We start from the raw sequence: 321 nt of genomic DNA, 5'->3' as shown, positions 1-321 counted from the left end.
AGTGCCGTAAAGGTAATGCCTCCAAATTTTAAGAGCGAAAACCACGGCACCGAGCTCCAAATCATGAGTCGTATAATTCCTTTCATGGATTTTGAGTTGTCGCGATGCGTAAGCTATAACCTTTCCCCTTTGCATCAAAACACAACCTAGACCGAGATTGGAGGCATCGCAGTATACCACGAAATCTTCGGATCCTTCAGGGAGTGTAAGAATCGGAGCGTCACACAATCTTTGTTTAAGGGTTTGGAAAGCGTCTTCCTGCTTGGGTCCCCAATCAAATGGCGTACCCTTGCAAGTGAGAAAAGTAAGCGGTAAAGCGAT

1 protein-coding gene is annotated in these 321 nt (G+C 45.8%); it reads right to left on the bottom strand.

Annotated features, from left to right (window positions below; all coding sequences use genetic code 11):
- Window positions 1-321, bottom strand: a 321-nt coding sequence (locus HX793_RS32175; RefSeq protein ID WP_498055036.1) for a ribonuclease H family protein, incomplete at its 3' end; no start/stop codon positions are given.

The organism is Pseudomonas reactans (assembly GCF_013387025.1).
Lineage (GTDB): Bacteria > Pseudomonadota > Gammaproteobacteria > Pseudomonadales > Pseudomonadaceae > Aquipseudomonas > Aquipseudomonas reactans.
This window is presented reverse-complemented; position numbering and strand designations above follow the sequence as displayed.